The 12338-nt window shown below is 58.5% G+C and carries 12 protein-coding genes; 7 read left to right on the forward strand and 5 right to left on the reverse strand.

Features of this window, described 5'->3' with window-relative positions:
• Together N2601_RS06190 and N2601_RS06195 are read right to left on the reverse strand one after the other, a co-directional pair.
• Positions 1 to 1191 (reverse strand): amino acid ABC transporter permease, encoded by a 1191-nt coding sequence (locus N2601_RS06190; protein ID WP_104822961.1) that lies wholly within the window; start codon positions 1189 to 1191, stop codon positions 1 to 3.
• Positions 1192 to 1284: 93 nt separating this feature from the next.
• On the reverse strand, positions 1285 to 2310 hold the full coding sequence (locus N2601_RS06195) for an amino acid ABC transporter substrate-binding protein (protein ID WP_260303854.1): 1026 nt from the start codon (positions 2308 to 2310) through the stop codon (positions 1285 to 1287).
• 370 nt (positions 2311 to 2680) lie between these two features.
• Here N2601_RS06195 and N2601_RS06200 point away from each other — a divergent pair, with 370 nt between their 5' ends.
• Positions 2681 to 3871 (forward strand): cystathionine beta-lyase, encoded by a 1191-nt coding sequence (locus tag N2601_RS06200; protein WP_104822963.1) that lies wholly within the window; start codon positions 2681 to 2683, stop codon positions 3869 to 3871.
• Here the strand turns inward: N2601_RS06200 and N2601_RS06205 are convergent, their stop codons facing one another.
• The gene (locus N2601_RS06205; RefSeq protein WP_104822964.1) at positions 3872 to 5035 is read right to left on the reverse strand and encodes an FAD-dependent monooxygenase; all 1164 of its coding nucleotides are present in this window, start codon (positions 5033 to 5035) and stop codon (positions 3872 to 3874) included. It lies immediately after the preceding gene.
• A 29-nt stretch (positions 5036 to 5064) separates the two neighbouring features.
• Complete coding sequence (locus N2601_RS06210; protein WP_028755005.1) at positions 5065 to 5310, reverse strand: zinc-finger domain-containing protein; 246 nt, start codon at positions 5308 to 5310, stop codon at positions 5065 to 5067.
• 199 nt (positions 5311 to 5509) lie between these two features.
• Between N2601_RS06210 and N2601_RS06215 the strand changes: the two genes are divergently transcribed.
• Entirely contained in the window at positions 5510 to 6292 is a 783-nt protein-coding gene (locus tag N2601_RS06215; protein WP_104822965.1) for an alpha/beta fold hydrolase, read from the forward strand.
• A gap of 9 nt (positions 6293 to 6301) precedes the next feature.
• Here N2601_RS06215 and N2601_RS06220 read toward each other — a convergent pair whose 3' ends face one another.
• Positions 6302 to 7102, reverse strand: coding sequence for an enoyl-CoA hydratase-related protein (locus tag N2601_RS06220; RefSeq protein WP_104825084.1), 801 nt, complete (start codon positions 7100 to 7102; stop codon positions 6302 to 6304).
• Positions 7103 to 7178: 76 nt separating this feature from the next.
• Here N2601_RS06220 and cysE point away from each other — a divergent pair, with 76 nt between their 5' ends.
• From cysE to clpA, 5 genes are all read left to right on the forward strand, one after another.
• On the forward strand, positions 7179 to 8036 hold the full coding sequence (gene cysE / locus N2601_RS06225; RefSeq protein ID WP_104822966.1) for a serine O-acetyltransferase: 858 nt from the start codon (positions 7179 to 7181) through the stop codon (positions 8034 to 8036).
• Positions 8037 to 8164: 128 nt separating this feature from the next.
• Positions 8165 to 8368, forward strand: a complete 204-nt coding sequence (locus tag N2601_RS06230) for a DUF3126 family protein (RefSeq protein WP_104822967.1) — start codon at positions 8165 to 8167, stop codon at positions 8366 to 8368.
• A 413-nt stretch (positions 8369 to 8781) separates the two neighbouring features.
• Entirely contained in the window at positions 8782 to 9150 is a 369-nt protein-coding gene (locus N2601_RS06235; RefSeq protein ID WP_104822968.1) for a phasin family protein, read from the forward strand.
• Between the two features lie 289 nt (positions 9151 to 9439).
• Positions 9440 to 9793, forward strand: a complete 354-nt coding sequence (gene clpS / locus N2601_RS06240) for an ATP-dependent Clp protease adapter ClpS (protein WP_028755011.1) — start codon at positions 9440 to 9442, stop codon at positions 9791 to 9793.
• A 10-nt stretch (positions 9794 to 9803) separates the two neighbouring features.
• Positions 9804 to 12332: an ATP-dependent Clp protease ATP-binding subunit ClpA gene (gene clpA, locus N2601_RS06245; protein WP_104822969.1), complete on the forward strand. Its 2529-nt coding sequence runs from the start codon at positions 9804 to 9806 to the stop codon at positions 12330 to 12332.
• Positions 12333 to 12338: the final 6 nt, after the last annotated feature.

Genomic DNA, 12338 nt, shown 5'->3' on the forward strand with positions numbered 1-12338 from the left:
TTATCTCTCCACCAAAGCCATCTTGGCGTTGAACCAATTCATGAACAGGGAGGTCGCTATGCTCAGCGCAAGGTAGATGACCATCCAGATCACAAAGACTTCGATCGCGCGGCCGGACTGGTTGAGAATGACGCCGCCGACGGCGACCAGATCGGCATAGCCGATCGCAATCGCGAGCGAGGAGTTCTTCGTCAGGTTGAGATACTGGCTCGTCAACGGCGGAATGATGATGCGCATTGCCTGCGGAATGACGATGAGCCGGGTGATGGCTGGGGCGCGAAGCCCTAGCGCGCCGGCCGCTTCCGATTGCCCCTTGGCCACGGCGCGAATGCCGCCGCGAACGATTTCGGCGATGTAGGAGGCGGTGTAGAAGGAAAGCGCGAGGAACAGCGAGATGAATTCCGGCCCAATGACAGAGCCGCCGGTCAGATTGAACTTGCCAGCGACCGGATAGTCAAAGGACAGCGGCATGCCGGCTGCGAAGAAGGTCAGGAGCGGCAAGGCGATGAATATGGCCACAGACACCCAGATGGTGTGAAACTGTTGACCGGTCGCCGCCTGGCGCTTGTGCGCCCAGCGGGCCATGAAGAATATGGCCACGATGGCGACCACAATCGCGATGCCGACAGCCCACATGCCGCTTGCGAAAATCGGGCTCGGAAAGGCAAGGCCGCGATTGCTGAGATAGCTGGAGAACGGCAGATGCACGGCCTCACGCGCCTGCGGCAGCAGCACCAGAACGCCGCTATACCAGAAGAAGATGACGAGCAGCGGCGGGATATTGCGGAACAGCTCGACATAGGCCTGGCAAAGCTTCGCGATCAGCCAGTTGTGCGAAAGCCGGCCGATGCCGACGATGAAGCCGATGATTGTCGCCGCAATGATACCTGATACTGCGATGAGAACGGTATTGAGCAGGCCGACGATGAGCGCTTGGATGTTGGTGGAATCGCTCGAAAATGGAATCAGCGCTTGGCCGAGATTGAAACCGGCGCGTCCGCCGAGAAAAGCAAATCCAAAAGGCTGGTTCGACGCACGCAGATTTTCGACGGTGTTGTGAATAATGAATCCGACGAGCGCCAACAGAATGATGACGGTAAGAACCTGGTAAACCAGACCTCGGACTTTGGGATTATTGATCGCTGATCCGGACGAGCGTTCGCCTTCGGGCGAATTTATTGTAATTGCCATGCAGACTTTTTCCCCTCTATGCCCGTTTCGGGCTTGTTTTCTTAAGGGAGGAAAGGCGGCGAGCCGCCTTTCCCAATGTCATACGATCACGGTTCAGCGAATCGGCGGTGCGTACTGAATGCCGCCCTTGTTCCAGAGGGCGTTCAGGCCACGCTGAATCTTCAGCGGGCTGCCGGCGCCGATGTTGCGGTCGAAGACTTCGCCATAGTTGCCGACGCCCTTGATGACGTTGTAGGCCCAGTCGTTGGTCAGGCCGAGGTCGGTGCCGATGGTCGAGCCCTGCTCGACGCCGAGGAAGCGCTTGATATCCGGATTGGCCGAACTCTTCATCTCGTCGACGTTCTTCTGCGTAATGCCGAATTCCTCGGCATTGATCAGAGCATAAGCGGTCCAGCTTATGATATCGAACCACTGGTCGTCGCCCTGGCGAACGGCCGGTCCAAGCGGCTCCTTGGAAATGATTTCCGGCAGAACGACGTTGTCGTCAGGGTTCTTCAGGGTCAGGCGCAGGGCATAGAGGCCGGACTGGTCGGTGGTGTAAACGTCGCAACGGCCGGAGTCGTAAGCGGCGTTGACTTCTTCGAGCTTGTCGAAGACCACCGGATTGTACTGAAGATTGTTGGTCTTGAAGTAGTCGGCGAGGTTGAGCTCGGTCGTCGTACCGGATTGAACGCAAACGGCCGCGCCGGAGAGTTCCAGAGCCGACTTCACGTTAAGTTCCTTACGAACCATGAAGCCCTGGCCGTCATAGTAGGTAACCGGACGGAAGTTGAGGCCGAGCGCGGTATCGCGGTTGATCGTCCAGGTGGTGTTGCGAGAAAGCAGGTCGATTTCACCGGACTGCAGTGCAGTGAAGCGGTCTTTCGCGCTAAGAGGGGTGTATTTTACCTTGGTTACGTCGCCAAAGACAGCCGCAGCGACGGCCTTGCAAAGATCGACGTCGAAACCGGCATAGTTGCCAGAGGCATCGGGCTGCGAGAAGCCAAGAAGGGCGCTATTCACGCCGCATTGAACAAAGCCCTTGGCCTTCACATCGCTGAGCGTCGAAGCCGACGCGCCAGAAGCGGTGTATGCCAAGGCTGCCGCTCCGAGGAATACGGACAGAGCAATCTTTTTCATCTTTCCCAACCTTTGTCTATTATAGTTAAAGCGTATCGCTCCCGAAGCAGGCTCTCGGAGAACCGTGTTCCTCACTCTCCCGGTGCGAGTGGTTCTATCACAGTCGCAAATGCATTTCCGGTCAAGACGCCGCCTAAATTATTGAGAAATAATTCGGAGTTTTCATCTGTTTCGGCTCGAAAGCGAGCGGTTGGCTTCTATTTGGGCAGCATTTTGCCAAAAAACTGCGCGGAAATGACGTATTTATTCCGCCATTCCGGTATTTTAGCTAATACCTAATATTAGGATTCGCTGGATCGCTCGGGGTTGACCCCGCCGGGCTTGGCAGCCACTAATCGAAGTCCCCACAGCGCCAAAGGCATACCCAGACATGAAAGACAAAGACACATTGCTGCAAAACGCCGGCATCAACACGCGTTTGTCCCACATCGGCAATTCGCCCTCCGATTTCCATGGTTTCGTCAATCCGCCGGTCGTGCATGCCTCGACGGTACTGTTTCCGAATGCGCGAACCATGGAGACGCGCGATCAGAAATATACCTATGGCACGCGCGGCACGCCGACGACCGATGCGCTTTGCGACGCTATCGATGCGCTGGAGGGATCAGCGGGAACGATCCTGGTGCCCTCCGGGCTTGCGGCGATCACCGTGCCTTTCCTTGGCTTTCTCTCCGCAGGCGACCACGCCCTGATCGTCGATTCGGTTTATGGGCCGACGCGTATCTTCTGCGATACCATGCTGAAGCGTCTCGGCGTCGAGGTCCAATATTACGACCCGTTGGTCGGCGCCGGCATCGAGCAACTGATCAAGCCGAACACCAGGCTGGTGCACACCGAAGCGCCGGGCTCCAATACCTTTGAAATGCAGGATATTCCCGCGATCTCGGCCGTCGCTCATCGCCATGGCTGCGTCGTCACCATGGACAATACCTGGGCAACGCCCCTTTATTTCAAGCCGCTGGATCATGGGGTCGATATCTCCATTCATGCGGCAACGAAATATCCGGCTGGGCACTCCGATATTCTGCTGGGAACGGTATCCGCCAATGCGGCCCATTGGGACCAGTTGAGGGAAGCCAATATCCAGCTCGGCATCTGCGGCGCGCCGGACGATGCCTATCAAGTGCTGCGGGGCCTGCGCACCATGGGCGTGCGCCTGGAACGGCATCAGGAAAGCGCGCTCGCCATAGCGCAGTGGCTCGAGAGCCGCGAGGACATCGCGCGCGTGCTGCATCCGGCATTGCCAAGCTTCCCAAGTCATGAACTTTGGAAGCGCGACTTCAAGGGATCGAGCGGCATCTTCTCCTTTGTGTTGGCCGTCGACCGTCCGGAGAAATTCAGGGCCAAGGCGCACGCCTTCCTCGACGCGCTGCGGATTTTCGGTCTGGGTTATTCCTGGGGCGGCTTCGAGAGCCTCGCACTGCACGTCAATCTCAACGACCGGCGCATTAGCAAGGCGCCGCCGGAAGGGCCGGTCCTGCGCCTGCAGATCGGTCTTGAGGATGTCGCCGATATCAAGGCCGATATCGAAAAGGGTCTCGCTGCAGCGAAAGAGGCCTGATCAGCCGATAGCGCGATAGCCGTAGATCCAATCCAGGTCCGCCGCGAGACTTTGCGGCGGACGCATGGAGAGAACAAAATCACGGGCTAGTCGCACCGGTCCGCGAGCATGATAGGCAAATTGGTTGAAGGCGGCGCGCTGGCGCAGGCGCGCAATGCGCGGCATACGGTGCTTTTCGAAAAGATCGAGCGCTTCGGCGAGGGGGCGTGAGGCCACCATGCCGGCAAGTTCGAAGGCATCCTCGATTGCCATGGCGGCACCTTGGGCCGCAAAGGGCATCATCGCATGCGCCGCATCGCCGATTAATATGACATCCTTGCCATTGTGCCAGCGGCCGACGCTCGCTTCGTAGAGCGGCCAAAAGGTGGCTTGCTCCTGGCGTTCGAGCATTGCCGTGATGGCATCGTTCCAGCCTGAGAAGCGCTGCAGAAGATGCTCGCGTTGCGCCTTGGTGCCGGCGGCGCTCCAATCATGGCCCGAAGTGCTTCCGGAGATGTTCGCCACGATATTGAAGGCGGCATGTTCCTTGATCGGATAGCAGACGAGGTGTGCCGAAGGACCGAGAAACGCCGTCACGCTCGATCTGTCGAGTACGCTTGGGGCGGATGCCTCGGGGATGATGAAACGCCAGGCGATATTACCGGAGAAATGCGGCGAAGGGCCACCGGGCACCAATGCGCGCGTCTTCGACCAGACGCCATCGGCACCGACGATCAGATCCACGTCCATGCCACCGATCTCGTTCAATCCGTTTTCGTCTATCCTATCGATATCGTGGCCGAGATGCAGCGTGCAAAGCGGATTGGCTGTCACCGCATCGAGAAGCGCCTTTTGCAGCGTCGCGCGATGAACGGCGCCATAGGGAGAGCCCCAGCGCTTCCTGGCGAAGGTGCCGCAGGGTACGGATGCGATCAGCCGCAAGGATGAGCCGGAGACCAGCCGCACTTCCGTCGGTTCCAGCCAGACAGGCTGGAGAGTATCGAGCACGCCGAGCGTGTCGAGGATGCGGGATGCATTGGGAGAAATTTGCAGGCCGGCGCCGACCTCGGTCAGTGCTTCGGCCTGTTCGAAAATAGCGGCACGAATGCCGTGCCTCGCCAGCGCCAGCGCCGCGGTAAGGCCGGCTATTCCGGCACCGATGATCGCGGCGGTCTTGATCGGCATTCAGCTATGTCCGATCCGCTCTCGGGATATCAAGCGGCCTTGAAGTGGAAGACGCAGCCGGCCGGATTGGTTTCGTCCGCTTTCAGCGACGGATTGTAGCGATAGAGCGTCGAGCAGTAGGAGCAGACCTTCTCGCTTTCATCGCCCATGTCGATGAAGATATGCGGATGGTCGTAGGGGACCGAGGCGCCGGTGCACATGAATTCCTTCACGCCGATCTCGATAACGCGGTGTCCGCCGTCGTTCTGGAAGTGGGGAATATTGTGGCCGGCCATGATGATCTCCGAATGCGTCTTGCCTAGATGGCATGAATGTTGCGCCAGACTTGATTGCCCCTCTTTATAATCCTTCTCGCCGATTGTGTAGTGCGAAAGTCCGGCTCGGCGCACAGATTTTCGCAAGCGCGGGGTTCACCTGATATTGTCGATAAAATAAGGTCCGCAGCAAAGAGACGATGTTCACGAAGATCTTGCCATGAATTTGAATAGTCCTGCCTTTTCCTATTTCACCAATGACGGGCTCAAGCTGGCCTATTTCGACGAGGGCGATCCGAATGGCGCGCCGGTCTTGTTGATTCATGGTTTTGCCTCGACCGCGATTGCCAATTGGGTCAATCCGGGCTGGCTGAAATCGCTGGGCGAGGCTGGTTACCGCGTCATCGCCATCGACAACAGGGGCCACGGCTTGAGCGACAAAGCCTATGATGCCGAGGCCTATCGTCCTTGGGTCATGGCGGAAGACGCGGTTGCGCTGCTCGATCATCTCGGCATCCCGCAGGCCCATATCATGGGATATTCCATGGGCGCGCGCATCTCGGCTTTCCTGGCGATGGCCCATCCCGATCGTGTCCGCTCGCTCGTATTCGGCGGGTTGGGCATCGGCATGATCGATGGTGTCGGTGATTGGGATCCGATCGCCGATGCGCTATTGGCGCCATCGGTTGACGATGTCACGCATCTGCGCGGCCGCATGTTCCGCGCCTTCGCCGATCAGAACAAGAGCGACCGTGAGGCGCTTGCCGCCTGTATCAGAGGCTCGCGTGATCTGGTCGCCAAGGAAGATGCGGCAAAGATTAAGGCGCCGACCCTAATCGGCGTCGGCACCAAAGATGACATTGCCGGTTCGCCGCAGGAACTCGCGGCGCTGATGCCGCATGCCGAGGCGCTGGATATCCCGAACCGGGACCACATGCTCGCCGTCGGCGACAAGGTATTCAAACAGGCTGTCCTGGAATTCTACCAACGCCTGGCGAATTGATGGATTAAGTCACTTCCCGGTGAAATGCGGTTTTCGCCGCGCGGCAAAGGCTGCGCGGCCCTCGGCATAGTCGGCGCTGTCGAAGGTCTCGGCACCGATCACCTCCGCCTCGCGCAGCAGGTCGCTATCCTGTTCGAGCACGGCACGAACCGCGAGCTTCGAGGCATGCAGTGCGATCGGCGCATTGGCGGCAATCGCGCGGGCGAGAGCCGAAACTTCGCCGTCGAATGCGTCGACTGCGATCTCTTCCAACAGAAAGCCGGCCGCGACCATCTTGCCGGCCGACATCGGTGCGCCGGTGAAAAGCGTGACCTTGGCCATCTGCGGTCCGAGCGCGTTGACGATGTCTTGCACCGCGTCCGCAGGGTAGGCGATGCCGAGGCGCACGGCTGGCACCGAGAAACGCGCGCCTTCCTCGGCGACACGCAGATCGCAGGCGGCGGCAATGCCAAAGCCGCCGCCGTAACAGATGCCGCGGATCGCCGCGATCGTCGGTACTCGGCAATGGCGGATCGCGGTGAAGGCGGCGCTGTTCAGCGCCTCGTAGGCGACAGCAGTTTCGGCATCCTTGCGCAGGCTGTCGAATTCGCTGATATCGGCGCCGGTCGAAAAATCCTGCGCCGCGCCGCGGATGACGATCACATGCGCATGTGCCTTGTCGGTCAAAAGGCGAATGGCCTGGGGTATGGCGCGCCACATCGCCGCAGTGAGGGCGTTCTTGCGGTCGGGATTATCGATGGTGAGAGTGCCAATGGCGTCGCTGCACGTAGCGCGCAGGAAACCGCCAGCAAAATCATGCTCAAAACTCATGCGCGCCGAACCCATTTATGTTGCCGGAGTTTTACTCTATATAATGTTTCACCGACAGGAAATCAGGAGACCGTCAATGGTCGCAGCAACGGACATTCGCCAGGTTGAAGGCGTGGGGCCGGTAAAGGTCGTCGATCCCATCTGGGGCAGCGTGCGCGAGGAAGCACGCGCGGCCGCCGAGCGGGATCCGCTTCTGGCCGCCTTCCTCTATTCCACGATCATCAATCACCGGTCGCTTGAAGAATGCGTCATCTATCGCATCTGCGAACGTCTCGACCATCCGGACATGCAGGGCATCCTGCTGCGCCAGACCTTTGAGGAAATGCTGGCCGATTGGCCGGAATGGGGCTCGATCCTGCGCGTCGATATTCAGGCCGTCTACGACCGCGATCCGGCTTGCCTGCGCTTCATGGAGCCGGTCCTCTATTTCAAGGGCTTCCACGCCCTGCAGACGCATCGTCTGGCCCATTGGCTGCTCAATCGCGGTCGCCGGGATTTTGCGCTCTATCTGCAGAGCCGCTCCTCCAGCGTTTTCCAGACCGATATCAACCCGGCTGCGCGCATCGGCAAGGGCATCTTCCTTGATCATGCGACCGGCCTGGTGGTCGGCGAAACGGCCGTTATCGGCGATAACGTCTCGATCCTGCACGGCGTCACTCTCGGTGGCACCGGCAAGGAAGGCAGCGACCGTCATCCGAAGATCGCTCATGGAGTGCTGATCGGCGCCGGCGCCAAGATCCTCGGCAATATCCAGATCGGCCATTGCTCACGCATCGCTGCCGGCTCGGTGGTGCTGAAGGAAGTGCCGCCGAAGACGACGGTGGCCGGCGTGCCGGCCAAGGTGGTCGGTGAAGCCGGCTGTTCGGAGCCATCCCGCTCTATGGATCAACTCCTAGCCGAGCAGGTCGACCAAATCATGGGTGCCGGAATCTAACGGAAATCCCACCTGAATGTCAGGGTTTTGCGCTGCCGGCAAAGGCTGAAGGCGCGCTTCCGGTCTTTACACCGCCGCTTTTCCTATGCAAGAAGCGGCCAAGCTGAGAATCCTCACGGAGATGAATTGTGAAGCCTGACGAAATCAAGAAGCTCGACACCTACTTCAAACGCACGTTCAATCCGCAGATGGTGGTCAAAGCCCGCCCGCGCAAGAACGATTCCGCAGAAGTCTATCTTGGCGAAGAGTTCTTGGGCGTTGTCTACATCGACGACGAAGACGGCGACCGTTCCTACAATTTTTCCATGGCCATCCTGGACGTCGATCTCTAATCGACAGCGTGGCCGTTTGGCGCGCTCGACCTCTGGTCGATCCCGCGGTTTCCAACAAAGCTGGTATCAGAGAACCGCATTTCACTGAAATGCGGTTCTTTTTTTGAAAAAAACCCTGCAGTAGGCTAAACGCTACTCATTTGCGATCGAATTTAGTCGATTGCCTGCCGAAATTCTTTTTTTCATCGAAATCGAATATTTCTGCCTAAGCCTTAAGTTGTAGCTCGTTTGATATATATTAGCAAAAACAGAAGGATGCCTTCCACGCGCTCCTACGGTCATTGCTTTGTCATTGGAAATGCAATCTTGAGTCGATATTGCGCCGCACAAGACTACTTGACTATTTGTGCGTCGCATTTAGATTTTTTCCCGTAACCCGGCCGTCGGCCAAACCAACAAAGGGACGGAGAAGTATGTTCAATTTCGATGAAGCGAACAAGAAGGGCAAGGAAGCCATGGACACGGCGCTGAAGAGCTATTCCGATGTCACCAAGGGTTTCCAGGCGATTGCTGCTGAAGCCGCCGAATACTCCAAGAAGTCCTTCCAGGACGGCGTTGCGCATTTCGAAACGCTGGCCGGCGTCAAGAGCTTCGAGGCTGCTTTCGAACTGCAGACCGGCTTCGTAAAGTCTTCCTATGAAAACTTCGTTGCCGAAGCGACCAAGCTGGGCGAAATGTACGCCGATCTCGCCAAGACCGTGTACAAGCCGTACGAAGCTCCGGTTGCCGCCGCCACCAAGGCTGCCGGCAAAACCCCCGCTTCGGTTGCACCTGCTGCATAAGCACCTCGCTTAAGCACAGTGAATTTACGAAAGACCGGCTGCGCAACCCGCGGCCGGTCTTTTGCGTTGCCGATTTCCGATCTTGGCCCGATCGTCGCCGCGACTTTTTTGATCATGACCCACTTTGGCAACGAATTCTGATTGCAGTGTCCGGTAGGGGGCTTAAAATCGCACCAATATGAACTAAGTTAGGGGTTCGGATATCCGGCCCGACAGAGTCAGTTACCCAATCCAGTTTGCCAAGTCGGAATGCGATAGCTTCTGCCGGATGATTTGAGGAATGAATGAAATGATCGCTGAGCCGATCCGGATGCAAAACGACAGCGAAAGGAACGGGGACAACGGAAATCGCGGGACCTCGGTGATCACGCGCACCAAGCCCAAAACCAAGAAACCCAACCTGTACCGCGTGCTGCTTCTGAACGACGACTACACGCCCATGGAATTTGTGATCCATATCCTGGAGCGTTTCTTCCAAAAGGATCGAGAGAGTGCCACCCGCATCATGCTTCATGTCCACAATCACGGCGTCGGCGAATGCGGGATATATACATATGAAGTAGCTGAAACGAAGGTGAGCCAGGTGATGGATTTTGCCCGGCAGCACCAGCATCCGCTGCAATGTGTTATGGAAAAGAAGTGAGGATCTGAACGTGCCAACATTTTCGCCTAGTCTTGAGAAGGCGCTGCATCAGGCACTGACCTACGCGAACGAGCGGCATCACGAATATGCCACGCTGGAACATCTGCTTTTGGCTTTGGTGGACGACGCCGATGCCGCGGCTGTCATGGGCGCGTGCAATGTTGATCTCGACGCGCTCCGTAAGACGCTGACTGAATACGTCGATAATGAACTTTCAAATTTGATCACCGGTTATGACGAGGATTCGAAGCCGACGTCCGGTTTCCAGCGCGTCATCCAGCGCGCCGTCATCCATGTTCAATCCTCGGGCCGCGAGGAAGTAACGGGTGCCAACGTTCTCGTCGCGATCTTTGCGGAACGGGAAAGCCATGCGGCCTTCTTCCTGCAGGAGCAGGAAATGACCCGCTACGATGCGGTCAACTACATCTCCCACGGCATCGGCAAGCGGCCGGGGTCCTCCCAGACCCGGACACCGCGCGGCGCCGAGGATACCGAATCCGAAAGCAAGCCGACCTCCCGCGGCGAGCAGGAGGAAGGTAACAACAAGAAGCAGCAGGATGCTCTGAAGGCCTATTGCGTCAATCTCAACGAGAAGGCGAAAAGCGGCAAGATCGACCCGCTGATCGGCCGCAACTCCGAAGTCAGCCGCACCATCCAGGTGCTGTGCCGCCGTTCGAAGAACAACCCGCTCTACGTCGGCGACCCCGGCGTCGGCAAGACCGCCATCGCCGAAGGTCTTGCCAAGCGGATTGTCGAGGGCAAGGTGCCCGAAGCTTTGGCCGACGCCACCATCTTCTCGCTCGACATGGGCACGTTGCTTGCCGGTACCCGCTATCGCGGTGACTTCGAAGAGCGCCTGAAGCAGGTGGTCAAGGAGCTGGAAGAATATCCGGGCGCCGTGCTGTTCATCGATGAGATCCATACCGTCATCGGCGCCGGTGCTACCTCCGGCGGCGCTATGGATGCATCGAACCTGCTGAAGCCGGCCCTGTCTTCCGGTGCGATCCGCTGCATCGGTTCGACCACCTATAAGGAATACCGTCAGTTCTTCGAAAAGGACCGGGCACTCGTCCGCCGCTTCCAGAAGATCGACGTCAACGAGCCGACCATTGAGGATGCTATCGAAATCATGAAGGGCCTGAAGCCCTATTTCGAAGAGTATCATCACCTTCGCTACTCGAACGACGCCATCAAGACGGCGGTCGAGCTGTCGGCTCGCTATATCTCCGACCGCAAGCTGCCGGACAAGGCGATCGACGTGATCGACGAAACGGGTGCTGCGCAAATGCTGCTGCCGCCGTCGAAGCGCCGCAAGCTGATCACCGAAAAGGAGATCGAAGCGACGATCGCGACCATGGCCCGCATTCCGCCGAAGACGGTTTCAAAGGATGACGAGATGGTTCTCGCCAACCTCGAGCAGGAACTGCGTTCGGTCGTCTACGGTCAGGATACGGCAATCGAAGCGCTTTCGACCTCGATCAAGCTCGCCCGTGCCGGCTTGCGCGAACCGAACAAGCCGATCGGCTGCTACGTCTTCTCTGGCCCCACCGGTGTCGGCAAGACGGAAGTCGCCAAGCAGCTTGCTTCCTCGCTCGGCGTCGAGCTGCTGCGCTTCGACATGTCGGAATATATGGAGCGTCACACGGTTTCCCGTCTGCTCGGCGCACCTCCCGGCTATGTCGGCTTTGATCAGGGTGGTCTGCTGACCGACGGCGTCGACCAGCATCCTCACAGCGTCGTCCTGCTCGACGAAATCGAGAAGGCGCATCCGGATATTTTCAATATCCTGCTGCAGGTCATGGACCATGGCGCGCTGACCGACCACAATGGCAAGAAGATCGACTTCCGCAACGTCATCCTGATCATGACGACCAATGCGGGCGCATCGGAAATGGCCAAGTCCGCCATCGGTTTCGGTTCGTCCAAGCGTACGGGCGAGGATGAAGAGGCTCTCAACCGGCTCTTCACCCCGGAATTCCGCAACCGTCTGGATGCGACCATTCCGTTTGCAGCGCTGCCGACCACGGTCATCCACAAGGTCGTGCAGAAGTTCATCATGCAGCTCGAGGCTCAGCTTTCCGAACGGAACGTTACCTTCGATCTGCACGAGGACGCGATCGCCTGGCTGTCCGAGAAGGGTTACGACGACAAGATGGGTGCCCGCCCGCTGGCACGCGTCATCCAGGAACACATCAAGAAGCCGCTGGCGAACGAAATCCTCTTCGGCAAGCTGAAGAAGGGCGGCGTCGTCAAGGTCACCGTCGGTAAGAAGGAAGACGGTACGACCGGCATCCTGCTCGACTCCATCGCAGATACCGCGCCGATCCGGCCGAAGCCGGAAGCCGAAGTGGTCGACTCCGTGGTCGATGTGGAAGAGGATGACGGAGACACCGTCAAGACCAGAAGCCGCGTCGGCAAGGCTGGCAGCGCTTCCGACGCTCGCCGCTCGCCGAAGACGCCGTCCTCTGCCAGCGATGGCGAGTCGGATAACAAGTCGTTGCGCAAGGGCAGCACGGTGCCGAAGGTGCCGCGCAAGTAACCGGCG

The organism is Rhizobium sp. CB3060 (assembly GCF_025200735.1).
GTDB lineage: Bacteria > Pseudomonadota > Alphaproteobacteria > Rhizobiales > Rhizobiaceae > Rhizobium.

Bases quoted from the DNA above. Each gene is read 5' to 3' on its own strand.
- N2601_RS06215 (WP_104822965.1), top strand. From the start codon at position 5,510: ATGAATTTGAATAGTCCTGCCTTTTCCTATTTCACCAATGACGGGCTC.
- clpS (WP_028755011.1), top strand. From the start codon at position 9,440: ATGATCGCTGAGCCGATCCGGATGCAAAACGACAGCGAAAGGAACGGG.
- N2601_RS06195 (WP_260303854.1), bottom strand. From the start codon at position 2,310: ATGAAAAAGATTGCTCTGTCCGTATTCCTCGGAGCGGCAGCCTTGGCA.
- N2601_RS06210 (WP_028755005.1), bottom strand. From the start codon at position 5,310: ATGGCCGGCCACAATATTCCCCACTTCCAGAACGACGGCGGACACCGC.
- N2601_RS06235 (WP_104822968.1), top strand. From the start codon at position 8,782: ATGTTCAATTTCGATGAAGCGAACAAGAAGGGCAAGGAAGCCATGGAC.
- N2601_RS06205 (WP_104822964.1), bottom strand. From the start codon at position 5,035: ATGCCGATCAAGACCGCCGCGATCATCGGTGCCGGAATAGCCGGCCTT.
- N2601_RS06190 (WP_104822961.1), bottom strand. From the start codon at position 1,191: ATGGCAATTACAATAAATTCGCCCGAAGGCGAACGCTCGTCCGGATCA.
- N2601_RS06220 (WP_104825084.1), bottom strand. From the start codon at position 7,102: ATGAGTTTTGAGCATGATTTTGCTGGCGGTTTCCTGCGCGCTACGTGC.
- cysE (WP_104822966.1), top strand. From the start codon at position 7,179: ATGGTCGCAGCAACGGACATTCGCCAGGTTGAAGGCGTGGGGCCGGTA.
- N2601_RS06200 (WP_104822963.1), top strand. From the start codon at position 2,681: ATGAAAGACAAAGACACATTGCTGCAAAACGCCGGCATCAACACGCGT.